This window comes from Yokenella regensburgei (assembly GCF_003634235.1).
Classification (GTDB): domain Bacteria; phylum Pseudomonadota; class Gammaproteobacteria; order Enterobacterales; family Enterobacteriaceae; genus Yokenella; species Yokenella regensburgei.
In genome coordinates this window covers 147,225-172,715 of record NZ_RBIZ01000003.1, presented here as the reverse complement: position 1 = coordinate 172,715, position 25,491 = coordinate 147,225, and the positions used below count along the sequence as shown (strand labels likewise).

The following is a 25,491-nucleotide window of genomic DNA, read 5'->3' as shown; positions in this document are numbered from 1 at the left end:
GAGATGGTATGCGCCAACGAATTATTGTTTGTCCGATTATCAAAAACAACGGCGAATATCTGCTGTGCCAGATGGCGGCAGATCGCGGTGTATTTCCCGGCCAGTGGGCGCTGTCCGGCGGCGGTACTGAGCCTGGAGAAACGATTGAAGCAGCGTTACTGCGCGAAATCCGCGAAGAGCTCGGCGAAGCGCTGGAAATCACCAGCGTTAAGCCGTGGACCTTTCGCGACGATACCCGGGTAAAAACCTATGCCGACGGCAGCCAGGAAGAAATCTACATGGTGTATCTGATGTTTGACTGCGAAAGCCGCAACCGCGAGGTGACCTTCAACGAAGAGTTTCAGGCTATTGCGTGGGTAAAACCGGAGGATTTGGGGAAATACGATCTCAACGTCGCAACCCGGCAGACCTTTAAAGACAAAGGATTACTCTAGGTTGTGTTGTATGCCCGGCAAGCGCAATGCACCGGGCATACTGGCAGCTTACAGCGCCATCAAACGGTCTAACGACGGGGCGAAGTAGTAGCCACCGGTGACCGGTTTGGTGAAACGCAGCATGGCATCACGTTTGCCGTCCGTATCGCCGAACATGCTCAGCAGCTGCTGTTCGATGTTATGCAGGCGAGCACAATAGGCGCAGAAGTAAAGACCATGTGTACCACTGGCGGTACCATATGGCAGGCTCTGGCGAACAATTTTCAGCCCTTTGCCATCTTCTTTCAGATCCACACGGCTCAGGTGAGACGTCACCGGGCGGTCGTCGCCATCGATCTCTTCGTTGGCTTCTTTCGTACGACCGATCATCATCTCCTGGTCGTGAATACTCATGCGGTTCAGCTGGTTGAGGTTGTGCTCCCAGCGCTGAACAAACACATAGCTGCCGCCCGCATCAATGCCGTCTTTAATAACCGCGACTTCTCGGCGAGTTTCTTCACCCGCCGGGTTTTCCGTACCATCAACAAAGCCGCTGAGATCGCGCTCTTCAACCCAACGGAAACCGTGCACTTCTTCCTGCACGTCAATAGCATCACCGAAAGCGGCGATAGCCGCCTGAGCCACAGAAAAGTTAACGTCATGGCGCAGGGAAAGAATATGAATAAGCACGTCGAACTGGGTTGCCGGCGCGAGACCTTTACCGTAAGGGATGAAATCTTTCAGCTCTTCGGCTCCTTCACCACCGCTAAGCTGGCGCCAGGTATCGTGACCAAAGGCCACCACTGCGCCGAGATGCGCGTCCGGGAACTTCGCCTGGAACGTCGCAAGCTTATCGGCGAACTGTTTGCTGCTTTCGCGCAGGGCGTTCACGTCCCCTTTGACATTGGCTTCAATCCAGACTGCCGCACGACAATGTTCTGGCAAAATACCGCTCTGAACCTGAGACATCGCTCCTCCTGAAATAAAGATGCCACGTCATCGTGGCATGTTGGCGCTTATTGTACCCGCTTTTGCAGAAAGTGCGGACCACTCAGATCAATTTAACGCTGCCAGATAATCCTGCTGACCTTCCAGTTTTTCAGCGTATCGTCAGAGGGCATCAGACCTTCCGGGCCGTTCCAGTTGCCGCTGAACAGGTAGCTGATGTGCTGACTGTTTTTCGCTTTACACACCACGCTCTGGCTGTCTTCGCCACTGGCTTTCTGGCAGTTACCATAAGCTTTGTCATAGATGCTGCTGAACGGCGCACCCACGTTTACGCTACCGCTGGCAATGTTCGGGTCCAGCACATCAATACGGCTTACGGTCCCGGACTCACCGTTAATCACCATCGCCAGCTTGTCGCCCTTCAGCGCTTCAAAGTAGCGAACGATATTGCCGTTTTCACCTTTCATCCCGCTACGCAGGCGGTAGTCTCCGCTCAGCGCGTCACTGATAGCAGATTCGTTCAGCGGCGTGCTGCCACTGAGCTTGCCAACGCCCTGCTCTGTCACCTCAGTAGAAGAACCAAACCAGTTCCACGGATAGGCGGCAGACCAGTTAACCGAGCCCAGCGTCGAACAGCCGGTCAACGTCAGGGGAAGCGCGCAAAGTAATAAACGCAACGATTTCATCGACTCATCCTTTCTCTTTTTATTCAACGGCAGTTGGAGTGCGAAAATCCTAAAAAGTGCCGCCTGAGGTAAAACAGGCGTGTAAACGACGACTGGAAAGTAACCACCACAGCGCGAAGCCATCGAGGATCACAAGCGTCAGCCCAATGCCAGAGACCGCCTCGCCTCGCCACCACAGCAGCGGCTGCCAGAGCAGCAGTACCAGTTGAGCCGCTATCAGCAGCCAGCGAATGGCGCGCCATACCCGCGGATAGAGATGACGACGGCCGCTCAATAAAAATGCGGCTACCGCCGGGACGCCGGGTAGTAGCCCTAACCAGAAGTTATCGTGATCGGGATAGAACAGGTTAAGCAGGGTGTCACCCTGCTGGCGCGAGGCACCGGCCATCACGAACAGCACCCAGGTACGTGCCTGAAGCAGTAAAATGCACCAGAAAAGCAGCGGCAGGCGCAGCCGTCCCTGCGGATCATAATCCGAGGGTAAAAAATCAATACTCTTCATCTTCTATCAGGCGTTTGCCCAGAATCTCCACGTCGCCGTGTTCATAGCCAAGACGTTCATACATGCCAATAACCACATCGTTATCATCACGTACCATGATCTGAATTTTCGGGCAGCCGCGCGCAATGAGCTTTTTCTCAAGTCGATTCAGCAGCGCATTGGCGATACCGCGTCCACGGTACTCCGGGTGAACGCCAAGATAGTACGCCGATCCCCGGTGGCCGTCATAGCCTCCCATAATCGTGCCCACCACCTCACCGTTGACTTCGGCTACCAGAAACAGGCTGACGTCATGATTCACTTTGCGCTCAATGTCCATTTCCGGATCGTTCCATGGGCGCAACAGGTCGCAACGCTCCCACAAGGTGATAACCTCTTCGAAGTCTTGCTGGCGGAAAACGCGTATCTCCATGGTATTCCCCATTTTTCTGGCCTGAAAACAGTGATTATGGCGTGAACAGCCCAATTATCCAACATCCAGCGATTCATGACGAAAAAAATGGCATAATAGGCTGTTTGTCATGTATTGAAATGAAAAGTAAAACAATTCTCATTGAGAAGAGTCGTCAAGGCAAACACGATACGCTATAACATCTGGAACCAGACTTATACAACTCAGGCCGCATGAGCACTTTTAAACCTTTAAAAACACTCGCTTCACGCCGCCAGGTGCTGAAAGCAGGACTTGCCGCTCTGACGTTATCAGGGATGTCCAAAGCCATCGCCGCAAAAGAAGAGACGCTTAAAACCAGCAATGGTCACAGCAAACCTGCCGCGAAAAAACCCGGAGCCAAACGCATTGTGATGCTGGATCCGGGCCACGGCGGTATCGATACCGGCGCGATTGGCCACAACGGCTCAAAAGAGAAACACGTGGTGCTGGCGATTGCCCAGAACGTGCGCGCTATCCTGCGCAGCAACGGCATTGATGCCCGTCTGACCCGCACCGGTGATACCTTTATTCCGCTTTACGATCGCGTAGAGATTGCCCATAAACATGGAGCAGATCTGTTTATGTCGATCCACGCCGACGGCTTCACCAATCCGAGCGCGGCGGGGGCTTCGGTGTTTGCGCTTTCCAACCGTGGCGCCAGTAGCGCCATGGCGAAGTACCTTTCCGATCGTGAAAACGCCGCCGATGAGCTGGCGGGGAAAAAAGCGCGCGATAAGGATCACCTGTTGCAGCAAGTGCTGTTTGATTTGGTACAAACCGATACCATCAAGAACAGCCTGACGCTGGGTTCGCATATTCTGAAAACCATTAAGCCGGTGCATAAATTGCACAGCCGCAACACCGAACAGGCGGCGTTTGTGGTACTGAAGTCACCGTCTATCCCATCGGTACTGGTAGAAACGTCGTTCATCACCAACCCGAACGAAGAGAAGCTGCTGGGCACTACGGCGTTTCGGCAGAAAATTGCGAATGCAATCGCGACGGGCGTCATCAACTATTTCCACTGGTTTGATAACCAGAAAGCGCACGTGAAGAAAAGAAAATGAAACCAGATGTCCGGCAGGTGAAAGCCTTTTTACTGTCGTTGCAGGACCGTATTTGCCAGCAACTTTCCACCCTTGATGGCAGCCCGTTTATCGAAGATATGTGGCAGCGAGAGGGCGGTGGCGGTGGTCGCAGCCGCGTGCTGCGCGACGGTAACGTCTTTGAACAGGCCGGCGTTAATTTCTCCCATGTTCATGGCGACGCGATGCCCGCGTCCGCCACTGCACACCGCCCGGAGCTTGCCGGACGCAGCTTCGAGGCAATGGGTGTATCGCTGGTGGTGCATCCGCGCAACCCCTATGTCCCGACAAGCCACGCCAACGTCCGCTTCTTTATTGCCGAAAAACCCGGCGCAGATCCAGTATGGTGGTTCGGCGGCGGCTTCGATCTGACGCCGTACTACGGCTTCGCTGAAGACGCCGTGCACTGGCATACGGTCGCCCGCGATCTGTGTCTGCCGTTTGGTGAAGAGGTTTACCCGCGCTATAAAAAATGGTGTGACGACTACTTCTATATCAAACATCGCGACGAGCAGCGCGGCATTGGTGGACTGTTCTTTGACGATCTCAACACTCCCGATTTCGACCAGTGCTTCGCCTTTATGCAGGCGGTGGGTGAAGGCTTCAGCGATGCTTATCTGCCCATTGTCGAGCGCCGCCAGGCAACGCCATGGGGCGAGCGTGAACGCGACTTCCAGCTCTATCGCCGGGGTCGTTACGTTGAGTTCAACCTGGTCTGGGATCGCGGCACGTTGTTCGGCCTGCAAACCGGCGGACGCACCGAGTCGATTCTGATGTCGATGCCGCCGCTGGTGCGCTGGGAGTACAACTGGCAACCGGAAGCGAACAGTCCGGAGGCTGCCCTGAGCGAATTTATCCAGATAAAAGAGTGGGTTTGATTCACCATAATGTGAATCAAGACACAGTCTTACGACAATCCCCGAAACCAGCCCTCCCCCGTTGATCGCGATCAAAATGAATCATACCGTCTGGTCGGTATGATTCGCCGCATGAGTACAGAAACCCTTCATCGAAAAAAAGATCCTGCACGCCTTCAGGCACAGTTACTTGAATCTGCGGCCATGATTGCCGGTCGCGATGGCATTGCCGCCCTCTCGCTTAATGCGGTCGCGCGGGAGGCCGGTGTCAGTAAAGGAGGGTTGCTGCATCATTTCCCCAACAAGCAGGCGCTGATCTTTGCCCTGTTTGCGCGCCTGCTGGCCATTATGGAAGAGGCAATTTCAGGATTGATGCAAAACGATCGGGTCGCCTACGGACGTTTCACCCGTGCCTACCTGAACTATCTGTCTGACCTGACGGATACCCATGAGAGCCGTCAGTTGATGGTGCTGTCACTCGCCATGCCGGATGAGCCGGTGCTGCGAAAATGCTGGCGCGACTGGATGCTGGAACATCTGGCGCAGGGGGATGAACTGGATAATGGCCCAACGGGGACGCTGGTGCGTTACGCCGCAGACGGTATCTGGTTATCAGAGCTAACGGAAGGACGGACAATGGATGCCGAACATCGGCGGTCGCTGGTCAGCAGTCTGAGCAAAATGACACTACCGGCGTAAATTCACGTCCGGCGCAAGACCGGGGAACCACCGATGCGTTACATCATCAATGCCAGCCTGATTTACGATGCCAGCAATGGTTCGCTAAGCCTGCCCGGCGGGCACGAAGCGGAAACCCAACTCTCGGTCACGGCCAACGCGCTGCTGCAGTTTTTTCTGCAGCATCATGATGTCGTTAGCCGCGAAGAGGTGCTGAAAAAAGTCTGGGACGATAACGGGCTAACCTCCTCCAACGCCAATCTCAACCAGTATCTCAGCATGCTGCGCAAGACCTTCCGTCAGTATGACATTGAGAACATCATCATCACTATTTCGCGTGGCAACCTGCAGCTTAATCCGCAGCTGCAGATTGAAACACTCGACGAGCCTTTTACCGGGACCAGCGAGGCACCGAAAACCGATATCGACACCGAGCGCATCGAGCCCGCGGCACCACCCCGCCCTGCAATGCGGCATCGTGGCCGCTGCTGGTATCTTGCCAGCGCCGCGCTGCTTGGCATTGCCGCTCTGCTTTTGAGTTTCACCCTCGCGGGTAAAAAACCTTTACGCCCGCTAAGCCTGACCCCGATGACCCACAGCCAGTGCGAACTACTGGCCAGTGAAGACATGCTGAGCTCGGTGGCCGCCAGCACCTACGGTAGCAATTTCGATGCCGTGCGCCAGCGCCTCAGTCTGAACTGTAAGCCAGGTGAGCGCTTCGTCTTTTTCTACGGCGATAAGCTGCAAACTAATGGGCTGGGCCGCGTCTTCCTCGCGCACTGCGCCGTTCATGAAGACAACGCCTTTAGCTACTGCGACAACTATTTTTACTACTCGTGGAAACCGCAATGACGCTCTCCCCGCGCACGACTTTTCTGCTCTCTGCCGCCGTGTTTACCGCCGTAGTGGGATACTGCGGATGGCAGCTCATTCCCGGGGAGACCCCCGGCATCATGGCCTGTTCAACGAAAGGCATCATGCGCTTTGAAAATATGGAGAAAGAGAACGTCAACGGCAATATTCACTTCAACTTTGCCGCCGGTGGCAAAGGATCAATCGTGGTGGAAGGCTACACCGATTCCGACGCCGGGTGGCTGTACCTCCAGCGTTACGTCAAGTTCAACTACACCAGCAAACGCATCTCGCCCACTGAACGCCAGTATCGCGTCAGCAAGTGGGAGTCCAGCGCCTCGTCTATCGATCAGTCGCCGGATGTCATCTTCGATTACTTCATGCGCGAGATGTCTGACAGCCACGACGGACTCTTTCTGAACGCCCAGCGGCTCAATGATAAAGCGCTCTTACTCAGTTCTATCAACTCCCCACTGTTCATCTGCACCCTGAAGTCCGGCAGCAAGTTTGACTGACTTCACAGTTCGCCATTTTCATCTTTTTCACCTCATTTAGCTTTGCATTTCCTCGCCCTTTACGCCGCCAGAATCTTGCCATAAACCACACTTATCATGTGGCTTAACTACCTTGCGCTTCCATCCTGTTAGCAATCCGCTAACAAAGTTAAACCCGCCTCCATCCCCCTTTTTCACCACCTTATTGGCCGTCAAAAACACCGCCACCAAACAGCACATACACATAAAAACAGGGTTAAAAAAGCCTAAATATCAGAATAAAAAACCAAGGACACTCACTTATTGGATTTAAATTTCATTTCAGTTTGAAAGACCTATAGTGGCCGTGAACACCGATGCCGCCCGGCCAGGCCGACGCGCAGACGGTTTTCACATTCCCAGGACCCTTTTATGGAGAAAGCACAATGGGTGATGCATTAGGTCTGATTGAAACCAAAGGTCTGGTGGCCTGCATTGAGGCGGCGGATGCGATGTGTAAAGCCGCAAACGTCGAACTGATCGGTTATGAAAACGTCGGCTCTGGCCTGGTGACCGCCATGGTGAAGGGCGACGTTGGTGCGGTGAAAGCCGCCGTAGATTCAGGCGTGGAGTCGGCGCAGCGCATTGGTGAAGTGGTGACTTCGCTGGTGATCGCCCGTCCGCATAACGACATCAACAAAATCGTGATTAAACACAAGGCATAACGCCGGAGGAACGCAAATGGGTGACGCATTAGGTCTGATTGAAACCAAAGGGCTGGTGGCCTGCATTGAAGCCGCTGACGCCATGTGTAAAGCCGCCAACGTCGAACTGATTGGCTATGAAAACGTCGGTTCCGGCCTTGTTACCGCGATGGTGAAAGGCGACGTAGGTGCGGTGAAAGCGGCGGTAGATTCCGGCGTTGAGTCGGCGCAGCGCATCGGTGAAGTGGTGACTTCACTGGTCATCGCCCGCCCGCACAACGACATCAACAAGATTGTCGCGCACTACAAGATTGCCGAATAACAGGAGAGCGAGATGAAAGAAGCATTAGGCCTGATTGAAACCAAAGGGCTTGTCGCCTGCATTGAAGCCGCAGACGCCATGTGTAAAGCCGCCAACGTCGAGCTTATCGGCTATGAAAACGTCGGTTCCGGTCTTGTAACCGCCATGGTGAAAGGCGACGTTGGCGCGGTGAATGCCGCCGTCGATTCCGGAGTGGAAGCGGCAAAACGCGTCGGGGAAGTGATCACCTCTCGCGTCATTGCCCGCCCGCACAACGATATCGAAAAAATTGCGGCGCAGCACAAAGCCTGACTGACGTGACAGAGCACGCCCCGTCTCCACTCTTTTAGTCTGATGAAGGATAGATTCATGATTGAACTGGATAACGATTTGCAATCCCGGCAATGTGCCCGGGATCTGGTGCGCCAGGCCAAAAAGGCGCAGTCCATTCTGGCGACCTTTTCGCAGCAGCAAATCGACGCCATTGTCAAAAACGTGGCCCAGGAAGCAGCTCACCACGCCGAGTCGCTGGCCAAAATGGCCAGTGAAGAGACCGGTTTTGGCAACTGGCAGGACAAGGTTCTGAAGAACCGTTTTGCTTCGCTGCGCGTTTACGACGCGATTAAAGAGATGAAAACCGTCGGCATCATTCATGACGATCCGGTCAAAAAAGTGATGGATGTGGGCGTGCCGCTGGGTGTGATTTGCGCCCTGGTGCCCTCCACTAACCCGACTTCCACCATTTTCTATAAGTCGCTGATTGCGCTGAAGGCAGGTAACGCCATCGTCTTCTCACCGCATCCGGGGGCAAAAAAATGCAGCTGGCAGGCGATTGAAATCGTTAAACGCGCCGCCGAAGCAGCGGGTGCCCCAGCGGGCGTGGTGAGCGGTATTACGCAACTGACGCTGGAGGCCACCTCTGAGCTGATGCATAGCGACGACGTATCGCTCATTCTCGCCACCGGCGGCGAAGGCATGGTGCGTGCGGCCTACGCCTCCGGTACGCCAACCATCAGCGGCGGTCCGGGTAACGGCCCGGCGTTTATTGAGCGTAGCGCTGATATTCACCACGCGGTGAAAGACATCATCACCAGCAAAACCTTCGACAACGGCGTTATCTGCGCCTCCGAGCAGTCCATCATCGTTGAACGCTGCATCTACGATGACGTTCACCGCGAGCTGATTGCCCAGGGTGCGTACTTCATGAACGAGAGCGAAGCCACCAAAATGGCCGCGCTGCTGCTACGTCCTAACGGCACTATCAACCCGAAAGTCGTGGGTAAAACCGCGCTGTACTTAAGCCAGCTGGCAGGCTTCTGCGTTCCGGCAAGCACCCGCGTGCTGATTGCCGAGCAGACCACCGTCTCGCATAAAAACCCCTACTCGCGTGAAAAGTTGTGCCCGGTACTGGGGCTTTACGTGGAAGAGGACTGGAAAGCCGCCTGTCACCGCGTGGTGGAACTGCTCACCAATGAAGGTCTTGGCCACACGCTGGTTATCCATACCCGGAACCAGGACGTGATCCGCCAGTTCTGCCTCGAAAAACCGGTTAACCGCATTCTTATCAACACCCCGGCAGCCCTCGGCGGGATTGGCGCTACCACCAACATCTCCCCTGCCCTGACGCTGGGCTGCGGTGCCGTCGGCGGCGGCTCCAGCTCCGACAACGTGGGGCCGATGAACCTGCTCAACATTCGTAAAGTCGGCTACGGCGTTCGCAGCATTGAAGAGCTGCGCGCACCGGGTACGCCAGTTGAACCGCAGCCGCAGGTCGTTGCGACAGCCGCCGCCGCGCAGGTGAGCATTCTCGACGACGTGCGTTTCACCGGGGGCACCAAGGTTGCAACGGGCACGGATGACCGCTTTGCACCGGCTCCAGCAGCCTCTGCCAATAGCGACATCAACGAACAAAACGTAGAACGCGTGATCCGCTCGGTACTGGAACGTCTGGGCAAGTAACGCACTGAAAAAAGGCGATAAAACATGATTCTCGCAAAAGTAGTCGGACATGTTGTGGCGACGCAAAAATGCGATGAGCTGCGCGGCAGCAACCTGTTGCTCATTACCGCGCTGGACGATGAACAGCAGCCCATCCGCAATAAAACCTGGGTGGCGGTCGACAGCGTCGGCGCCGGACTGCACGACATCGTACTGGCGGAGTCCTGGTTTGCGCTCAACAAAGATCGCTACAAGGCCATGTCGGTCGTGGCCATTGTCGAGAACGTGTTTCGGGACGCTTAAGGAGTCGATAACGCAATGAGTGATTTTCAGCTACAACCCCGGATAGTTTTTGGTCCGCAGGCGCTGGCAGAACTGCATAACCTGCCATCGCGCAATGCGCTACTGGTGACCGATAAAGCGATGGTCAAATTTGGTCTTGCCGAGCGTATTACCGGGCCCTGGCAGCAGCGCGGCGTCACCTTTAGCGTCTGGGATGACGTGGTTGCCGATCCGGATATCGCCACCGTGGTTCGCGGAATGAAGGTGATGGATGCGCAGCAGCCGGATCTGGTGGTCGCCCTCGGCGGCGGTTCGGTTATCGATGCCGCCAAAGCGGTTATCTACAGCCTTGCACAAACCCGGCCGCAGCCACATGCCGCGCGCCCTCACTTTGTGGCGATCCCCACCACCAGCGGCACCGGCTCGGAAGTCACGGCGTTTTCGGTGGTGAAAGCTCACGAAGAAAAACTGGTGCTGGTCGATGCCTTCATGCTGCCGGACATCGCCATTCTGGATCCGTCGCTGGTGGCTTCAGTTCCGCAGAGCATCACCGCCGACACCGGGATGGACGTGCTGTGCCACGCGCTGGAGGCCTACGTATCCCGACAGGCGAGCGATTTTACCGACGCGCTGGCGGAGAAAGTCGTGCAACTGGTGTTCAGCTGGCTCCCGACCTGCTGGCGCCAGGGCAGCAACCTGCAGGCACGCGAGAAAATGCATAACGCCTCCTGCATTGCAGGCATGGCTTTTACCAACGCCTCACTCGGGATAACCCACAGCCTGGCGCACGCCCTCGGCGGCGTATTCCACGTTCCCCATGGCCGTGCCAACGCCCTGTTAATGGCCGACGTGGTGGCGTGGAACGCCGACCTCAACGGCAGTTGCTCCACTCAGGCTGCAGAAAAGTACGCGCATCTGGCGCAGCTGCTGGGTCTGCCCGCCGCCACACCGCGCGAAGGGGTGACAAGCCTGCTGGTCGCCATCCAGACGTTAAAAGCGGAAATGGCGATGCCGCGCGGTATTAGCGAGTGCGGGATAGCCGCCACCGATTTCAACGTCCGGCTGGATGAAATGGTCAATCAGGCACTCCGCGACGCCTGCACGCCAACCAACCCACGACAACCCGATGCCAGCGCGCTCGCCGGTTTATACCGTCAGGCCTGGGCTGGTCATCACGATGACACAACGCAGGGTCATAAATAAGAACATCAGGAGAACCTCATGGCACACTACAGCTTAACGCCGCGCGTCAACGTGCTGGCAGACCGATTACAGTCACAAAAAAGTACCCTGTGTACCGCACATGCCAGCGCCTGGAGCTCGCTCGACGGTGATATCGCCGGCGTTCCGGCCGCGGTCAAACCCGCCCGCCGTTATTACGAGCTTATCCGCCAGCTGCCGGTCAGCGTCTCGGCCGATGAGCTTATCGTCGGCAACCAGACCAGCCTGCCGCACGGCGTCATTTTTCACGATGAGCGCCAGGCACAACGTCCTTCGGCATTCCAGTTCCTGAATCTCAATAGTGAAGTCGCCTCTCCGGACTATCTGCTGGTGCTCGATAAAGGGGTGCTGGCTATTAAACATCAGTTAGAAGAGAAAACCCGCTCGCTCGGCAGCGCCGTCAGCCGCAGCGGCATGGATGAGGTGAACGCCTGCCGCGCCGCCATTTACGCCTGCGACGCCCTGCTGCTGTTGGCCCAGAAGATGGCGGATAGCCTGGAAATTCTGGCTGCCGCCGAAAGCAATCCGTATCGTCAGCGTGAGCTGCGCGACAGCATTGCCATTCTGCACCACGTTCCGGCGCATCCCGCGCGCACGTTTAAAGAAGCCTGCCAGGCGTTCTATCTGTTCCAGCTGGCGCTGCAAATGGACAACGGCGACTACGCGGTTAACCCGTGCGGTGCCGACAAAGCCCTGCTGCCGTGGTATCAGCGCGATCTGGAAAACGGAGAGCTGACGATGGAGCAGGCCTACGACATCGTCGAGTGCCTGTGGTTTAAACTGGCCACGCTGAGCGAAGTTCGCGCCCCGCGTCCGCTGAACGGTTATCCGATGTTCGATGCCCTGCTGCACGGTACCGGCCTCAACGACGCAAACCTTGAGATCAACCCGCTCTCCGGCCTGTTCCTCAACGCCCAGCGCAATCTCAGCGCCCGTCAGCTCACAGTAAGCCTGTATCAAAGCGCGCAACCGACGATGAATGTCGCACCGGTCACCGACGGCGCTACGCAGGCTGAAGGCCTGACCCCGCGTATGCAGCGCCTGCGCGCACACTATCTGGAAGCCCGACCGAGCGTGTCGATTTATCGTGCGCTGGCGTTCACCGAAGTCGTGAAAAACAACCCCGGTATGCCGACCATTTTGCTGCGTGCCAAAGCGTTCCGCCGCGCCTGTGAAACGGCGCCGATCCTGATTCAGGACGATGAGCTTATTGTTGGGCATCCGTGCGGTCAGCCGCGCGCGGGCGCCTTCTCGCCGGACATCGCCTGGCGCTGGGTGCGTGATGAACTTGATACCATGAGCACCCGCCCGCAGGATCCGTTCGTCATCAGCGAGGCCGATAAAAAAACTATCCGCGAAGAGATTGTTCCGTTCTGGGAAGGTCGCTCACTGGATGAGATCTGCGAAGCGCAGTACCGCGAAGCGGGCGTCTGGTCATTCAGCGGCGAAACGTTTGTCAGCGACCTCTCCTACCACCAGATCAACGGCGGCGGCGATACCTGCCCAGGCTACGACGTGCTGCTGTTCACCAAAGGGATGAACGGCATCAAAGCCGATGCCCAGGCGCACCTCGACACACTGAGCATGGAAAACCCGGACGACATCGACCGGATCTACTTCTATAAAGCCGCTATCGAAACCTGCGAAGGCGTGGTCAGCTACGCCCACCGCATCGCCGCTCGCGCTCGTGAACTGGCCGCGCTGGAAACTAACCCGGTTCGCCGCACCGAGCTTCTGACCATCGCCGAAGTGAACCAGAACGTTCCGGCTAACCCACCGAAAACGCTGCAGGAAGCGCTGCAGAGCGTGTGGACCGTGGAGTCGCTGTTCGAAGTCGAAGAGAACCAGACCGGGCTGTCGTTAGGCCGTCTCGACCAGTACTGCTACCCGATGTTCGAAGCCGACATCCGTGAAGGACGTTTGACCCACGACGATGCGCTGGAGCTGATGCAGGCGTTCATCATCAAATGCGCCGAGCTGATGTGGATGTCGAGCGCGGCGGGGGCGAAATATTTTGCCGGTTACCAGCCGTTCATCAACCTGACCGTCGGCGGGCAGAAACGCACCGGCGGCGATGCCTGTAACGACCTGACCTATCTCATCATGGACGCCGTGCGCTTTGTGAAGGTGTACCAGCCATCGCTGGCCTGCCGTATTCACAACCAGTCACCACAGAAGTACATGGAAAAAATCGTCGACGTGGTGAAAGCTGGTATGGGCTTCCCGGCCTGCCACTTTGACGACTCCCACATCAAGATGATGCTGCGCAAGGGCTTTGATTTTGAAGATGCGCGCGACTACTGCCTGATGGGCTGCGTGGAGCCACAGAAATCCGGGCGCATTTACCAGTGGACCTCCACCGGTTACACCCAGTGGCCCATTGCCATTGAGTTTGTGCTCAACCGAGGCCGGATGGTGCTGTTCGACAGCCACCAGGGGCTGGATACCGGCCCGCTCTCTGAACTACGCACCTTCGAAGACTTTGATGCGGCGGTGAAAAAGCAGATTGCCCACATCGTGCGGCTGTCGGCTATCGGGACGGTTATCAGCCAGCGCGTACATCGCGACGTAGCGCCGAAGCCGCTGATGTCTCTGCTGGTAGAAGGCTGCATGGAGAGCGGCAAAGACGTGGCGGCCGGCGGTGCCATGGTCAACCATGGCCCGGGACTGATTTTCTCCGGCCTCGCCACCTACGTCGACTCCATCGCCGCCATTCGCAAGCTGGTGTTCGAGGAGCATAAATATACCCTCGAGCAGTTCCGCGATGCGCTGCTGGCGAACTTTGAAGGCTTTGAGCCGCTGCGCCGCGATTGCCTGAACGCACCGAAATACGGCAACGACGATAACTACGTCGACCAGTACGCGCTGGATATTACAGAATGGACGGAGCGCGAGTGCCGCCAGTACAAAATGCTCTACTCCACCCTGAGCCACGGTACGCTGTCAATTTCCAACAACACGCCGATTGGCGAACTGACCAACGCGACACCGAACGGACGTCTGGCGTGGATGCCGCTCTCTGACGGTATCAGCCCGACCCAGGGCGCCGATAAGCAGGGACCGACGGCAATCATCAAATCCGTCAGCAAGATGAACGTCGAAACCATGAATATCGGCATGGTGCACAACTTCAAATTCCTCAAAGGTCTGCTTGATACCCCGGAAGGCCGTCAGGGCTTAATCACCCTGCTGCGCGCGGCCTCTATTCTCGGCAACGGCCAGATGCAGTTCAGCTACGTCGATAACGAAGTGCTGAAAAAAGCCCAGCTTGAGCCAGAAAAGTATCGTGATCTGATCGTTCGCGTGGCGGGCTACAGCGCCTACTTCGTCGAGCTGTGCAAAGAGGTTCAGGACGAGATTATCAGCCGCACGATTATCGAGAAGTTCTGATGTTTTTCAGGGAAGACCAGGAACAGGGACGTTCATTGTCATTCAGGAGGCGAGCGTGAGCGCGACGCAGGAATTAACAGGACGAATATTCAATATCCAGAAATATTCAATTTATGACGGCGACGGTATTCGCACGCTGATCTTCTTTAAAGGCTGCAATATCCGCTGTCCGTGGTGCGCCAACCCGGAAGGTCTGGAGAGTCAGTACCAGGTGATGTTCTCGCGCGATAAATGCATCGACTGCGGCGATTGCGTCAGCGTGTGTCCGGCGGGGGTTCATCAGCGCCGGGAGGTAAACGGTGAGCTGAAGCACGTCGTCGACCGGGAAAAAACGTGCATCGGTTGTCGCAAATGCGAGCAAATCTGCACCCGCAGCGCGCTGGATATCGTCGGCAAAGAGGTTACCATCAGCGAGCTGATGGACATTGTCATGCAGGATTACGATTTTTACCTCTCCTCCGGCGGTGGCGTCACCATCGGCGGCGGTGAGATGAGCCTGCAGACCGATTTTGCCGTCGCACTGTTCAGCGAGTGCAAAAAAATGATGATCAACACCGCCGTGGAAACCCAGGGAACCACCTCGCTTGCCAATTACCAGAAGCTGGCGCCGGTGACGGATACCTTCCTGTTCGACATTAAGCAAATCGACAGCGCACGCCATCAGGCGATGCTGGGCATTAGCAACGAAGGGATCCGCCGTAACCTCGAATGGCTGGTGGATTTTGGCGCAAAAGTCATTATCCGGATGCCGCTCATTCGCGGCTTCAACGACTCGTGGGACGCCATCACCGGGGCGATTGAATATGTTCAGAAGCTGGCGAAACGCGGGAATATCGCGCGTATCGATATTCTGCCGTACCACCAGTTAGGGAAAAACAAATATCAGAAACTCGACATGCCGTATCCGCTGACGACCGACCCTTCCTACAGCCCGGAAGAGTTGACGCAGCTGGAGGCGTTCTTCGCCCGGTTCGATTTTGATATCCGCTTAGTGCGCCACTAACAGGAGAGCACCATGAAAAGTTTAGGCGTCATTGAAACCGTAGGCCTGGTCGCTGCCGTACAGGCGGTCGATGCAGCCTGCAAGGCGGCAGAAGTCACCTGCTTTGGTTATCGCAAAGTCGGTGCCGGACGCGTCAGCGTCTGTTTTGAAGGCGAAATCAGCGCCGTTAAAACCGCCGTTGAGCGCGGGGTGGCGGTAGTTGGCAACAGCGCCTCAATCAGCTCGCTGGTGATTGCCCGTCCGGAGCCGAGCGCGATAGAAGCCCTGCGTACGCTGAAGGGGCGCGATGCGCGCCCGGCGGAAGCTTCCTCCGCCAACGTTCCTGAGCTAGCGCCGCAGGTAGCGCTGCCGCCGGAGCCCGCGGTTATAGCCCCCGGTGAACCCGATAAAGCCAATGCGAAGAAAGGGAAGAAAGCATGATGGATACGGTTATCCGCGAAAAAATCGCCGCACGCCTGCAGTCAGTGGCCGATATTCCGGTTGGCGTATCGAACCGTCACGTGCATTTGTCGCAGGCCGACGTTGAAGCGTTGTTTGGCGCAGGTTACAGCCTGACGCCGTTCAAGCCGCTGCGCCAGCCAGGCCAGTTTGCCGCCCAGGAGTGCGTGACGGTGGTGGGCCCGAAAGGTTCCCTGACTCAGGTTCGCGTACTTGGCCCTACCCGCCCGGTGACGCAGCTGGAAATTTCGCGTGCCGACTGTTTCACCCTCGGCGTTCAGGCCCCGGTGCGGGAATCCGGAGCGCTGGAGAACGCCGGTAGCGCCCTGCTGATGGGGCCTGCAGGGCACGTTGAGCTGCAGTCGCAGGTGATCTGCGCCTGGCGACATATTCATATGTCCCCGCAGGATGCCCGACGCTACGCCGTCAGCAACGGTCAAAAGGTGAAGGTCAGCGGCGAGGGGCTGCGGCGGGTGATTTTCGATGAAGTGATTGTCCGCATACGCGACGACTTTGCGCTGGAGTTTCACATTGATACCGAAGAAGCCAACGCCGCCGGGTTAAAAAACGGCACGCTGGTAGCGTTGCAGCGCTAACAGGAGCAAAAGATGACTGAACCCCAGATTGAACAGTTGATAAGGCAGATTTTGCAACGCCTTCAGTCGCCTTCATTGCTGCTGGTGACCGCGTCTGATGGTTACCGTCAGGAGGTGTTCAACCGTCTGCAGCAGTGCGGCGAGCGGTTCTGTGTTCTGGTGGCCAAAGATGTGGCGGATGGGCTGCCGTGGCATTCCCTCGGTGAAAATCTCCCTGCCGACAGTGCGCTACCGGCCTTTCGGACGGTCATTGTACCGTTTCTCGATTACCCGCTGGCGGCAAACATCGTGAATGGCAACGTGGCCGACACCATCGCCCAGAGGCTCCATGAAGCCCTGTTGACTGGTTTGCCCGTCCTGGCGCTGCGCTACGAGTGCTGCCCGGACAGTGAGCTAAATCAGCTGCGCGGTCTGCAGCGCAATGCGGCCTACTGTCAGCATATTCAGGCCACGCTGGATACCTTGACGGCCTGCGGCGTATCGCTGTGCACCTTCAATGAGCTGGCGGAAAAACTCTGCGGCACGACGCCTGCGGTGCCCGACGCGTTGCCCCGCTATCTGACGCTCGGCGACGTGACGGCAAACCCGACGCTCGCCGCAGCGGCGGGAGCGAAGCTGACCGATGCCGCGCGTGAATTTTTAAAAAACAATAAATCGTAATCTTACTTTTATGCCCTTATCAGGAGTGAATTATGTCTTCAAAAGCAAAGTGTTGGCTATGGATGCTGCTGGTTATCGTCTCTGAAACCTCGGCCACTTCAACGCTGAAAATGTTTGATGGCAGCGAGGGGTTAACCAAAACCCTGCTGCTGGCGCTGCTCGTGGTGCTCTACTGCGTGTGCTACTACTCGCTCTCGAGGGCAGTGAAGGATATTCCGGTCGGTCTGGCATACGCCACCTGGTCCGGTACCGGGATCCTGGTCGTTTCCACCCTCGGGATGGTGTTCTACGGTCAGCACCCGGATCTCGCCGCCATTATCGGGATGGCGATTATCGCCAGCGGCATCATCATCATGAACCTGTTTTCCAAAATGGGCAGCGAAGCGCACGACGCCACGCCGCCTGTTGAAACCGCCACCGCCGACCGTCACGTCGCCAACTAACCAGGAAGGAATACCTCATGTTTAATCTCGGATTTTTATGGCTGGCGCTGTCTATCGGCTCGGAGATCACCGGTACGTCGATGATCAAAAAAACCAACGGTTTTAGTAAGCCCGGACCGTCCGTGCTGGTCATCTGCGCCTATGGTCTTTGCTATTTCGCCCTGACCCGCGCCATGAGCACCATTCCGGTGGGTGTCGCCTACTCGCTATGGTGCGGCTTTGGTATCGTTGGGGTGACGATTTGCTCTATGCTGCTGTACAAGCAGAAACCCGATTTTCCGGCCATTTTTGCGATGGTGCTGATTATCTCCGGCGGGATCGTGATGAACGTGTTCTCGACTATGGCCTGATACAAAAGCGCGAGGGTTCACCTCGCGCTACAAAGGATCATCGTATCCGGCTGTGCAGGGTAGCAGAGGGTTTCTCGGCAAACAGGTGCTGATAGTCGGTGGCAAACTGCCCCAGATGCCAGAATCCCCACTGCATTGCGGCCGCTTTGACGGTGCAATGTTCTGACCAGGGGCTGACGAGCTCCCGACGCACCGCATTGAGCCGAATGCGTTTCAGCCAGGCGTTCGGCCCGATACCCAGAATGGTATGAAAGGCGTTTTGCAGGGTACGACGGCTGACATGCATCTGATTACAAAGCGTAAGTACGGTGACCGGTTCGGCCATATTTTCCAGCACCGTTTCACGCGCCCGGGCAAGTAACCGGCGGTACGACTGGTGGCTGTGGCTTTCAATGACGGGCATTGGCTGTGCCTCTTCCAGCATGGTTGCCATCGCCACCAGCAGATTATCGCCCAGCACCTTTAATACGCCGGGTTGGTGGAGCATATCCGGAGTCTGGTGCAGACGCTGCAACGCCTGCTGTATGTATTGCCACAGCGCCTGCTTATGCTGCTGGCGAACGTCGAGGGTTGAACGATGCTGTAACAGCTCCAGCAGATGTTCCGGATGATGAAACATTGCCGCGTGGCGGGTGAGCATAGAGGCAGAAAGCACCACCCCCAGAATGGTGTAGTCATCCGGGGTATTCAGTTCAAACTCCTGACCGCCTGGCCGGGTCGCTATCTCCGTTCCTCCAATGGACTGGGAGCCGATGAATCCGCTTTCACCCTGCGGGGCCGGAATGCCAAACCAGAAGGCATTTGGCCATACCATACACGACTGGCGCAGCGCGAGGCTGGTATGTTCGCGAAAGATTTGCATATCATCGAGCAGAATTTCGGTCAGCTCGCCGTGAAACTTACCGGGGTGTAGCTGATCGTAGAGCTGCTGCCAGGCGGTGATCGTACAGGCGTGCTCATAGACATCTTCCGTCGTTCGATGATGTATGCCGCTCAGTTCTGGCACGGGCGCCGCGTTAACCTCGACAGGCAGCGCGTCATGACAGAGATGATGGAGATCCGTCTTAACGCTCTTTCTCATTTCCCCTCCGCCGGGATTAACTCCCTCCCGCTGGCGCCTCCACGTTAGTGTTTCCTCATCCGATAACGGCTGCTTCGCTTACGCAGCGTCCCCGCAAAATACAATTTATCCAGGCGCTCGCGCGCCACCTCCAGCGACCAGTTAAACTGGGCGGCGACTTCCCCGGCGGTCATGCCCTGCGGGAAGCTTTCGAGAAGCGACAACAGCGCCTGCGTTTCACCGCTTTCGTCACTCACCTCGCTCTCTTTGCTTTTGGCAGGTGTACTCCGGCTGAGACCGCGAAACGCGTCGATCATCCACTCCGTATCCGGCTCCGGACGGCCGATAGCTTTCAGGCTAATAACCCGTCCGGCGCGCGTTGCCGCCACGCAGCCAGCGTCCAGCGCCGCGCGACAGGCTGCCAGATCGCCTTCTATAACCAGCGTCACCTTTCCCGGATCGAGCACTTCGTGATTCAGTACCCGGACATTGGCTGACTTCAGCATTGCATCCGTCGCCGCCAGCGCCGCAACCGTCCCTTCTACTTCCAGAAGCCCAAGCGCATTGATCATCGGCACTCTCCCTTACGCCCGCTGCAACGGGTTGCGGGAAACATCCAGTACCGCCTCAGCAAACGCATCGCAGGCTGCTTTACAGGCGGCCTGGCTGCCTGTCAGAAACGCGGCGGAATAGTTGGTTTCCGACGGCGGTGGAACATAGGTAACAAGTTGTACGTCCGCGGCCTTCAACGCCGCATCAATGCCGAAGGTAGCCTCCAGCGGCGGCGCCACCAGATAGGCCAGCGGATCCCCTACCTGACACCCGGCGATCCCCGACAGATACGTGCCGGTGCGCGACACTACGTGTGCCAGAAACGCCGTATTTTCTGCATCATTGGCCCACTGAAACGCCGCGCCTTGTTCAATTCCGGCCACCATGGCATCCAGCCCGGCGCGCACCTCCGCCGGGTTAGGCCCACCGAGCATAATCAGCACTTCCCCTGCCGTCGGTGAAGGACCGTTTGCCGCTCCCGCATACAGCGAACGACCGTAAACCACCTCGACCATCGCTTGTTTCGTCGCTTCATCGGCGGCGATGTAGGTCACGTCGTCGGAGTCCGCAGATATGAGTCCCAGACTGCGAATGTGCGCAGGCAGCTTCAACTCACGGGCAAAATCTTCACTCACCGAGGCAATGACGCGCATGGCGGTGACCGACGGTCTGATAAAATCCAGTGCAGGCATGTGGCGCCTCCTTAGCGGTTAAGTTGGATACCTGAAGCCTTCTGCTCCAGCATCCGTTTGGCGAGATCAACAATCACCGCCGCGGCTTCTACTGGCGGTGTCCCTCCCTGATGAATATTGGAAATACAGGTCCGGTCGGCCTCCACGGTGGTTGCCACTCGCGGCGAGTACACCGCATAGCACGACAGGCTCTCCGACTGCCCAAGCCCGGGTCGTTCACCCACCAGCAGAATGACGACCTTAGCGCCCAGCAATTCACCAATCTGATCTTCAATTTTCACCCGTCCATAGCGCACAAAGAACGGTGTACCTACGTTCAGCCCGGCCTGCTTCAGACCGGAAAGCAACGGCGGCAGGATCTCTTCATAGTTAGCGGTAATCGCATCCGTCGACAGGCCATCAGAAATCACCACCTGGACATCCGGGTTCATGGCACATTGTGCTTTCAGCGTTGCCACCGCATCCTGGCTCAGACGGCGTCCCATATCCGGTCGCGTCAGGTAGAGATTTTTGTCATTGATTTCTGAGCGCACCTCCAGCAGCCCCTGCGCCGCGACCCATGCCTCCGGAACCTCTTTCAGCACCGTGTCTTTCGCACGCGAGTGGTCAGCCAGAAAGCGCAGCAGCGCCTGAGTGCGTGGCCGGGGTCCTGCACGGCCGCTGCAAACGCGGGCGGCGGTACTACGGCGCAGCTCCGTCAGCACTTCCGCACGATGCGGATGTTCGACACCAATCCAGGCTTTCGCCTCCGGCGAGCCGAGATCTAACGAGCAGCCCTCACCCACGCAGACGTCACTCACCGGCTGGGTCACAGGCGTCGGTACGGCGGCTGCCGGTGATGTGCCCATGGTCGCGATCACGCTGCGCACCAGTGCTTCAATTTGTTTTTGATCCATTTTTCTCTCCCCCGCTTTCTCAGAAGAACAGTGACGGATCGCCCGCCCGTGAGGTCAGACGACCGTTTGCCATCAAGCCCATTGACTCCAGCCAGCGCTCAAACTCCGGCGACGGACGCAGGTTCAGCAACTGACGCACGGTGGCGGTATCGTGGAAGGCGGTAGTCTGGTAATTGAGCATAATGTCATCGCCAAGCGGCATCCCCATGATGTAGTTACAGCCCGCGGTGGCGAGTAAAATCATCAGGTTTTCATTGAGGTTCTGGTCGGCATCCGCGTGGTTGGTGTAGCAGCAATCGCAGCCCATCGAGATGCCGCTCAGCTTGCCCATAAAGTGGTCTTCCAGACCGGCGCGAATAATCTGGCGGTCGTTATAGAGGTATTCCGGCCCGATGAACCCCACAACGGTGTTCACCAGGAACGGGTCGTAATGCCGCGCGAGGCCATAGTTCCGCGCCTCCATCGTCACCTGGTCGGCACCGAAGTTGGCTCCCGCCGACAGCGCAGAACCCTGGCCGGTTTCGAAATATAAGCAGTTATCCCCGGCAATACGGTTAAACTCTGCGCCCACGGCGCGGGCTTCATCGAGCATCGCCAGCTCAACACCAAATTCTTTTAGCCCCTTCTCGCTACCGCAGATGCTCTGAAAGATAAGCCCACCGGGGGCCCCACGGCGAATCGCTTCAATCTGGGTCGTGACATGAGCCAGTACGCAGCCCTGCGTCGGAATATTAAATTTGTCGATAACGCCGTACACGGTATCCAGAACACGGCTTAAGTTGTCGACATCGTCCGTCACCGGGTTAACGCCTATCACCGCATCACCCGCCCCGAAGGAGAGGCCCTCATAGATTTGAGCAACGATACTCTGTACATCATCACGGGTGTCGTTTGGCTGCAGGCGACAGCTGAAAGTGCCCGGAAGACCGATAGTGGTATTGGCCTTTTTGATAACCGGCATTTTCTTCCCGCCGTAGATAAGGTCGGCGTTAGAACAAATTTTCGCCACCGCCGCCACCACCTCTGAGGTTAATCCCTTGCGCGTGAAGGCAATATCGTCAACCGAGGTTTCGTCACTCAGCACGTACTCACGCAGCTCGCTGATACTCCAGTTTTTGATGCGCTGATAGGCGGTTTCGTTAACATCATCCTGAATCAGCCGTGTCACGCAGTCCTCTTCATAGGGGATAACCGGACTGTTACGAATTTCACCTACCGTCATTTCCGACAAAACCTGCTTTGCCGCCACCCGCTCCTGTGAGCTGAGCGCGGCAACCCCGGCCAGTACGTCTCCCGAACGCAGTTCGTTGGCTTTCGCCAGCACCTCTTTTACATCCTTAAACTGATAAACATTGCCGAACAATGTGGTCTTAAGCTTCATAAGTCGTTCCCTCAGGAAGGAAATGCGAGTGATTTCACCGTCACCGGCACAACCGAGTCACCAAAAAGAGGTGCACCAATGTCGATATAGTCTCCAGCCCGGACGGAAACCTCATCGATGACCGCCAGTGGGCGTTGCTGTAGCTGTGGGCGCAGTAGCATGCCCAGGGCCTTACCAAAATCCTGCTCGGCCACCACCAGCAGCGGATGGGGATTCGGGAAACGCGCGACGAACGCGAGAAGCGCGTCAATGACCATCAGTAAGGTCGCATAGCGGACCGGGAGCTGCCTGGGAAGGGCCAGCACGTAAGCATCAATGAGCGGATCCAGATCCAGCTGCACCAGCGCCTGTTCCCAGCGCTCCGCTAGATTTATTTCATCGTGTGGAATGGCCACCGGCAGGTTGCGAAGCGGCAACGTAACCCTGGAAAGGGAGATGGTGCTGCCCGACAGCGACAGCGTATGCGCCCCGGCACCGATTACCGTCGCCCGCACGGTTTGCGCCGGGAGCTGCACGTTCATTTCGCGCAGGCGTGGATGCTCACGCAGCGCTGCCGCCAGCAGAGGCCCCATATCGCAATAACAGAATGGAGAGGCAGGCGGATGGCGATAACATTCACCCACGCCACCGGAGAGAGTAATCACCTCTGGCTTAACCTGCGCAGGAAGCAACCCGGTTTGCATTAACTGCTGCGCAAGCCCGGATAGCGTGCCCTCAATCACCTCAACAATCAGATTCGCCATCCGCTGTGCAACCTGTCCCCGCTGTGCAGCGTTCAAGGTTCGGACGTCAACGCCCGCACCAAAGACTTCATCGACGATCGTCTGCCCCGGACGATGGGCATAAACGACGCGCCCCTGCTCGTCGGTCTCCAGCAGGCGGCCTCCTACGTTGAGACAGGCGGTGCCAATGACCTTGCCAGCTTCGAACAGCGCGTAGTTTGAGGTGCCGCCGCCAATATCAATATTCAGCACCCGGCACATTTGCTTTTCCGACAGGCTTTGCGCCCCGGAGCCGTGGCCAGCAATCACCGACTCCAGATGTGGCCCGGCGCTGGCGACGACAAAGTCGCCCAGCGACTGCGAGAGCGCCATCACCGCCGGACGAGCGTTGCGGGTTTTCGCGCTCTCGCCGGTAATGATAATGGCGCCGGAGTCTACTGATTCGGGTGCGATACCCGCGGCCTGATACTGAGCCAGGATCAGGCTTTTAAGTTCGGCTTCCTTCAACCCACCCTCTTTATCAACGGGCGTGAAGAAGACCGGGCTTTGCCAGCTAATTTCGCGTTTTATGAATTCGTAGCGCGGCACCTGGGACACCGCCGCACGGTTAACTAACTCAAGGCGCGAGAAGATAACCTGCGTGGTGGTGGTGCCGATATCGATACCCACGCTGAGCAGCTGGCGCGTGTTCACGATTGGGCCTCCACTTCCGTTTCCGCCGGAAGATCCTCTTCCTTTGGCACCAGCAGCATCGCCACGCCAATCGCCGTCACTCCGCCAATCAGCTTGCCGACAATCATCGGAAAGATCATCGCGTTCATGTTGGCCGCCGCGAAACCTAAGTGATCGCCAAGCGCAAAAGCGGCAGACACGGCGAAGGCGCAGTTGATCACTTTGCCCCGGGTATCCATCTGCTTCATCATACCGAACATCGGAATGTTGTTAGCCAGCGTCGCCACCATGCCGCCCGCCGCCATGTTGTTGATTTTCAGAACACCACCAACCCGCATCAGCGGTTTTTCAAACCAGCGGGTCAGCAGCAACACCATCGGATACGCGCCCAGCAGTACGCAGGAGATAGAGCCAATGACTTCGATGGCGCGCATGACTTCGCCGGGCTTGTCGCCGGGTGCCATAAAGATAGGGTCAAGGCCAGGGATAAGATCCCACCCCAGCAGAAATTTGATAACCGCTGCGGCGAGGCCAATGGTGATTAACGCCACGAGGAATTTGGCGAAGATCTGGAAGCCGTTGATCATCTTCTCAGGGATAAACTTGAGACCCAGCGCCACCAGCACGGCAACGATAATTACCGGGATCATGTTCATCAGGATCAAGGAGAAGGTAAATTCTACCGGCTGACCGTTGATCTCAACGCCGGAGTACATTGCCACCAGGCCCCCGGCGATACAGCCGACGGGAATAGTGACAATACCGGCCAGCACGCCAAGTGCCAGATAGCGGCGGTCCGAGGGTTCGATAATGCCAAGCGCCACCGGGATAGAAAATACGATGGTCGGTCCCATCATCGCGCCCAGAATCAGTCCGGAGTACAGCCACGCCGCGACATCACCACCGGCCAGCTCTTTCGCGAGGAAGAAGCCGCCCATATCACACGCCAGCAGCGTACCGGCAAACATCGATGGGTTGGCCCCCAGCATTTCATACAGCGGAATAATCACCGGCCCGAGCAGCATGGCTAATACCGGTGCCAACGCGGTCATCCCGACCATCGCCAGCCCCAGCGCGCCCATCGCCATAAACCCCTCTTCAAACTGCCCGCCAGACCCTTCAATACTCTTACCAAACTTACCGAGGAAGCGTGCTGAGCCACCAAACTGCGACAGGATCCTGTCGATGGCGGCAATCAGCATAAAGAACATCATGATGTACATGATGATTTCATTAATCCCCATAGCCTTCCCTCCCTTTCAC

Annotated in this window: 30 protein-coding genes; 19 read left to right on the top strand and 11 right to left on the bottom strand. The window is 57.1% G+C overall.

Going from position 1 to position 25,491, the window contains the following annotated elements; translation table 11 throughout:
- Positions 1-8 precede the first annotated feature (8 nt).
- Positions 9-434, top strand: coding sequence for a nucleoside triphosphatase NudI (gene nudI / locus C7387_RS00860; protein WP_040903801.1), 426 nt, complete (start codon positions 9-11; stop codon positions 432-434).
- 48 nt (positions 435-482) lie between these two features.
- Here the strand turns inward: nudI and C7387_RS00855 are convergent, their stop codons facing one another.
- The 4 genes from C7387_RS00855 to C7387_RS00840 form a co-directional block, all read right to left on the bottom strand.
- Positions 483-1,382, bottom strand: coding sequence for a Dyp-type peroxidase (locus tag C7387_RS00855; protein WP_120815855.1), 900 nt, complete (start codon positions 1,380-1,382; stop codon positions 483-485).
- Between the two features lie 92 nt (positions 1,383-1,474).
- Positions 1,475-2,047 (bottom strand): RpoE-regulated lipoprotein, encoded by a 573-nt coding sequence (locus tag C7387_RS00850; protein WP_038254851.1) that lies wholly within the window; start codon positions 2,045-2,047, stop codon positions 1,475-1,477.
- Positions 2,048-2,096: 49 nt separating this feature from the next.
- Positions 2,097-2,549, bottom strand: a complete 453-nt coding sequence (locus C7387_RS00845) for a DUF2919 domain-containing protein (RefSeq protein WP_006821074.1) — start codon at positions 2,547-2,549, stop codon at positions 2,097-2,099.
- Positions 2,536-2,961, bottom strand: coding sequence for a GNAT family acetyltransferase (locus C7387_RS00840; protein ID WP_038254853.1), 426 nt, complete (start codon positions 2,959-2,961; stop codon positions 2,536-2,538). Before C7387_RS00840 ends, C7387_RS00845 begins: the two co-directional genes overlap by 14 nt.
- A gap of 212 nt (positions 2,962-3,173) precedes the next feature.
- On the opposite strand from C7387_RS00840, the gene amiA reads away from it, so the two are divergent.
- The 18 genes from amiA (at position 3,174) to C7387_RS00750 (ending at position 18,253) form a co-directional block, all read left to right on the top strand.
- Positions 3,174-4,049 (top strand): N-acetylmuramoyl-L-alanine amidase AmiA, encoded by an 876-nt coding sequence (amiA, locus tag C7387_RS00835; RefSeq protein ID WP_006821077.1) that lies wholly within the window; start codon positions 3,174-3,176, stop codon positions 4,047-4,049.
- Positions 4,046-4,945, top strand: coding sequence for an oxygen-dependent coproporphyrinogen oxidase (gene hemF / locus C7387_RS00830; protein WP_120815854.1), 900 nt, complete (start codon positions 4,046-4,048; stop codon positions 4,943-4,945). The genes amiA and hemF overlap by 4 nt, the downstream gene beginning before the upstream one ends.
- A gap of 99 nt (positions 4,946-5,044) precedes the next feature.
- Complete coding sequence (locus C7387_RS00825; RefSeq protein WP_006821079.1) at positions 5,045-5,623, top strand: TetR/AcrR family transcriptional regulator; 579 nt, start codon at positions 5,045-5,047, stop codon at positions 5,621-5,623.
- Positions 5,624-5,656: 33 nt separating this feature from the next.
- The gene (locus C7387_RS00820; protein WP_006821080.1) at positions 5,657-6,454 is read left to right on the top strand and encodes a winged helix-turn-helix domain-containing protein; all 798 of its coding nucleotides are present in this window, start codon (positions 5,657-5,659) and stop codon (positions 6,452-6,454) included.
- Positions 6,451-6,969: a FidL-like protein gene (locus C7387_RS00815; protein ID WP_120815853.1), complete on the top strand. Its 519-nt coding sequence runs from the start codon at positions 6,451-6,453 to the stop codon at positions 6,967-6,969. The genes C7387_RS00820 and C7387_RS00815 overlap by 4 nt, the downstream gene beginning before the upstream one ends.
- A gap of 404 nt (positions 6,970-7,373) precedes the next feature.
- On the top strand, positions 7,374-7,652 hold the full coding sequence (locus tag C7387_RS00810) for a BMC domain-containing protein (RefSeq protein ID WP_001540796.1): 279 nt from the start codon (positions 7,374-7,376) through the stop codon (positions 7,650-7,652).
- 16 nt (positions 7,653-7,668) lie between these two features.
- On the top strand, positions 7,669-7,953 hold the full coding sequence (locus tag C7387_RS00805) for a BMC domain-containing protein (protein ID WP_006821084.1): 285 nt from the start codon (positions 7,669-7,671) through the stop codon (positions 7,951-7,953).
- Positions 7,954-7,965: 12 nt separating this feature from the next.
- Complete coding sequence (locus C7387_RS00800; RefSeq protein WP_006821085.1) at positions 7,966-8,244, top strand: BMC domain-containing protein; 279 nt, start codon at positions 7,966-7,968, stop codon at positions 8,242-8,244.
- A gap of 57 nt (positions 8,245-8,301) precedes the next feature.
- Complete coding sequence (locus tag C7387_RS00795) at positions 8,302-9,891, top strand: acetaldehyde dehydrogenase (acetylating) (RefSeq protein ID WP_120815852.1); 1,590 nt, start codon at positions 8,302-8,304, stop codon at positions 9,889-9,891.
- A gap of 24 nt (positions 9,892-9,915) precedes the next feature.
- The gene (locus C7387_RS00790) at positions 9,916-10,173 is read left to right on the top strand and encodes a EutN/CcmL family microcompartment protein (RefSeq protein ID WP_006821087.1); all 258 of its coding nucleotides are present in this window, start codon (positions 9,916-9,918) and stop codon (positions 10,171-10,173) included.
- Positions 10,174-10,188: 15 nt separating this feature from the next.
- Positions 10,189-11,355 carry a 1-propanol dehydrogenase PduQ gene (locus tag C7387_RS00785; protein WP_120815851.1) on the top strand — a complete coding sequence of 389 codons (1,167 nt, stop codon included), beginning with the start codon at positions 10,189-10,191 and terminating at the stop codon, positions 11,353-11,355.
- An 18-nt stretch (positions 11,356-11,373) separates the two neighbouring features.
- Complete coding sequence (cutC, locus tag C7387_RS00780; RefSeq protein ID WP_120815850.1) at positions 11,374-14,763, top strand: choline trimethylamine-lyase; 3,390 nt, start codon at positions 11,374-11,376, stop codon at positions 14,761-14,763.
- A 55-nt stretch (positions 14,764-14,818) separates the two neighbouring features.
- A complete protein-coding gene (gene cutD, locus C7387_RS00775; protein ID WP_120815849.1) occupies positions 14,819-15,766 on the top strand; it encodes a choline TMA-lyase-activating enzyme in 948 nt (315 codons plus the stop codon).
- Positions 15,767-15,778: 12 nt separating this feature from the next.
- The gene (locus C7387_RS00770; RefSeq protein WP_006821091.1) at positions 15,779-16,186 is read left to right on the top strand and encodes a BMC domain-containing protein; all 408 of its coding nucleotides are present in this window, start codon (positions 15,779-15,781) and stop codon (positions 16,184-16,186) included.
- Positions 16,183-16,800: a phosphate propanoyltransferase gene (locus C7387_RS00765; RefSeq protein ID WP_006821092.1), complete on the top strand. Its 618-nt coding sequence runs from the start codon at positions 16,183-16,185 to the stop codon at positions 16,798-16,800. The genes C7387_RS00770 and C7387_RS00765 overlap by 4 nt, the downstream gene beginning before the upstream one ends.
- Before the next feature lie 12 nt (positions 16,801-16,812).
- Positions 16,813-17,460, top strand: a complete 648-nt coding sequence (locus C7387_RS00760; RefSeq protein WP_120815848.1) for a hypothetical protein — start codon at positions 16,813-16,815, stop codon at positions 17,458-17,460.
- Between the two features lie 32 nt (positions 17,461-17,492).
- Positions 17,493-17,903, top strand: coding sequence for a DMT family transporter (locus C7387_RS00755; RefSeq protein WP_040903806.1), 411 nt, complete (start codon positions 17,493-17,495; stop codon positions 17,901-17,903).
- A 17-nt stretch (positions 17,904-17,920) separates the two neighbouring features.
- Positions 17,921-18,253, top strand: coding sequence for a DMT family transporter (locus C7387_RS00750; RefSeq protein ID WP_006821095.1), 333 nt, complete (start codon positions 17,921-17,923; stop codon positions 18,251-18,253).
- A 37-nt stretch (positions 18,254-18,290) separates the two neighbouring features.
- On the opposite strand, the gene eutR is transcribed toward C7387_RS00750, so the two are convergent.
- The 7 genes from eutR to eutH are packed head-to-tail and all read right to left on the bottom strand — an operon-like array spanning position 18,291 to position 25,472.
- The gene (gene eutR / locus C7387_RS00745) at positions 18,291-19,334 is read right to left on the bottom strand and encodes an HTH-type transcriptional regulator EutR (protein WP_120815847.1); all 1,044 of its coding nucleotides are present in this window, start codon (positions 19,332-19,334) and stop codon (positions 18,291-18,293) included.
- Positions 19,335-19,378: 44 nt separating this feature from the next.
- The gene (eutK, locus tag C7387_RS00740) at positions 19,379-19,885 is read right to left on the bottom strand and encodes an ethanolamine utilization microcompartment protein EutK (protein WP_120815846.1); all 507 of its coding nucleotides are present in this window, start codon (positions 19,883-19,885) and stop codon (positions 19,379-19,381) included.
- 12 nt (positions 19,886-19,897) lie between these two features.
- Positions 19,898-20,557 (bottom strand): ethanolamine utilization microcompartment protein EutL, encoded by a 660-nt coding sequence (gene eutL, locus C7387_RS00735; RefSeq protein WP_006821099.1) that lies wholly within the window; start codon positions 20,555-20,557, stop codon positions 19,898-19,900.
- Positions 20,558-20,568: 11 nt separating this feature from the next.
- A complete protein-coding gene (gene eutC / locus C7387_RS00730) occupies positions 20,569-21,453 on the bottom strand; it encodes an ethanolamine ammonia-lyase subunit EutC (RefSeq protein WP_038254889.1) in 885 nt (294 codons plus the stop codon).
- Between the two features lie 19 nt (positions 21,454-21,472).
- Positions 21,473-22,834 (bottom strand): ethanolamine ammonia-lyase subunit alpha, encoded by a 1,362-nt coding sequence (gene eutB / locus C7387_RS00725; RefSeq protein ID WP_006821101.1) that lies wholly within the window; start codon positions 22,832-22,834, stop codon positions 21,473-21,475.
- Positions 22,835-22,845: 11 nt separating this feature from the next.
- A complete protein-coding gene (eutA, locus tag C7387_RS00720; protein ID WP_120815845.1) occupies positions 22,846-24,249 on the bottom strand; it encodes an ethanolamine ammonia-lyase reactivating factor EutA in 1,404 nt (467 codons plus the stop codon).
- Complete coding sequence (eutH, locus tag C7387_RS00715; RefSeq protein ID WP_120815844.1) at positions 24,246-25,472, bottom strand: ethanolamine utilization protein EutH; 1,227 nt, start codon at positions 25,470-25,472, stop codon at positions 24,246-24,248. The genes eutA and eutH overlap by 4 nt, the downstream gene beginning before the upstream one ends.
- Positions 25,473-25,491 lie beyond the last annotated feature (19 nt).

Coding starts and splice junctions, on each gene's coding strand:
- eutR (WP_120815847.1), bottom strand. CDS start 19,334: ATGAGAAAGAGCGTTAAGACGGATCTCCATCATCTCTGTCATGACGCG.
- C7387_RS00755 (WP_040903806.1), top strand. CDS start 17,493: ATGTCTTCAAAAGCAAAGTGTTGGCTATGGATGCTGCTGGTTATCGTC.
- C7387_RS00805 (WP_006821084.1), top strand. CDS start 7,669: ATGGGTGACGCATTAGGTCTGATTGAAACCAAAGGGCTGGTGGCCTGC.
- C7387_RS00820 (WP_006821080.1), top strand. CDS start 5,657: ATGCGTTACATCATCAATGCCAGCCTGATTTACGATGCCAGCAATGGT.
- nudI (WP_040903801.1), top strand. CDS start 9: ATGCGCCAACGAATTATTGTTTGTCCGATTATCAAAAACAACGGCGAA.
- C7387_RS00795 (WP_120815852.1), top strand. CDS start 8,302: ATGATTGAACTGGATAACGATTTGCAATCCCGGCAATGTGCCCGGGAT.
- C7387_RS00790 (WP_006821087.1), top strand. CDS start 9,916: ATGATTCTCGCAAAAGTAGTCGGACATGTTGTGGCGACGCAAAAATGC.
- C7387_RS00845 (WP_006821074.1), bottom strand. CDS start 2,549: ATGAAGAGTATTGATTTTTTACCCTCGGATTATGATCCGCAGGGACGG.
- C7387_RS00825 (WP_006821079.1), top strand. CDS start 5,045: ATGATTCGCCGCATGAGTACAGAAACCCTTCATCGAAAAAAAGATCCT.
- C7387_RS00750 (WP_006821095.1), top strand. CDS start 17,921: ATGTTTAATCTCGGATTTTTATGGCTGGCGCTGTCTATCGGCTCGGAG.
- cutC (WP_120815850.1), top strand. CDS start 11,374: ATGGCACACTACAGCTTAACGCCGCGCGTCAACGTGCTGGCAGACCGA.
- amiA (WP_006821077.1), top strand. CDS start 3,174: ATGAGCACTTTTAAACCTTTAAAAACACTCGCTTCACGCCGCCAGGTG.
- eutL (WP_006821099.1), bottom strand. CDS start 20,557: ATGCCTGCACTGGATTTTATCAGACCGTCGGTCACCGCCATGCGCGTC.
- eutC (WP_038254889.1), bottom strand. CDS start 21,453: ATGGATCAAAAACAAATTGAAGCACTGGTGCGCAGCGTGATCGCGACC.
- C7387_RS00770 (WP_006821091.1), top strand. CDS start 15,779: ATGAAAAGTTTAGGCGTCATTGAAACCGTAGGCCTGGTCGCTGCCGTA.
- C7387_RS00855 (WP_120815855.1), bottom strand. CDS start 1,382: ATGTCTCAGGTTCAGAGCGGTATTTTGCCAGAACATTGTCGTGCGGCA.
- C7387_RS00850 (WP_038254851.1), bottom strand. CDS start 2,047: ATGAAATCGTTGCGTTTATTACTTTGCGCGCTTCCCCTGACGTTGACC.
- hemF (WP_120815854.1), top strand. CDS start 4,046: ATGAAACCAGATGTCCGGCAGGTGAAAGCCTTTTTACTGTCGTTGCAG.
- eutB (WP_006821101.1), bottom strand. CDS start 22,834: ATGAAGCTTAAGACCACATTGTTCGGCAATGTTTATCAGTTTAAGGAT.
- eutK (WP_120815846.1), bottom strand. CDS start 19,885: ATGATCAATGCGCTTGGGCTTCTGGAAGTAGAAGGGACGGTTGCGGCG.
- C7387_RS00815 (WP_120815853.1), top strand. CDS start 6,451: ATGACGCTCTCCCCGCGCACGACTTTTCTGCTCTCTGCCGCCGTGTTT.
- C7387_RS00785 (WP_120815851.1), top strand. CDS start 10,189: ATGAGTGATTTTCAGCTACAACCCCGGATAGTTTTTGGTCCGCAGGCG.
- C7387_RS00810 (WP_001540796.1), top strand. CDS start 7,374: ATGGGTGATGCATTAGGTCTGATTGAAACCAAAGGTCTGGTGGCCTGC.
- C7387_RS00765 (WP_006821092.1), top strand. CDS start 16,183: ATGATGGATACGGTTATCCGCGAAAAAATCGCCGCACGCCTGCAGTCA.
- eutH (WP_120815844.1), bottom strand. CDS start 25,472: ATGGGGATTAATGAAATCATCATGTACATCATGATGTTCTTTATGCTG.
- C7387_RS00800 (WP_006821085.1), top strand. CDS start 7,966: ATGAAAGAAGCATTAGGCCTGATTGAAACCAAAGGGCTTGTCGCCTGC.
- C7387_RS00840 (WP_038254853.1), bottom strand. CDS start 2,961: ATGGAGATACGCGTTTTCCGCCAGCAAGACTTCGAAGAGGTTATCACC.
- C7387_RS00760 (WP_120815848.1), top strand. CDS start 16,813: ATGACTGAACCCCAGATTGAACAGTTGATAAGGCAGATTTTGCAACGC.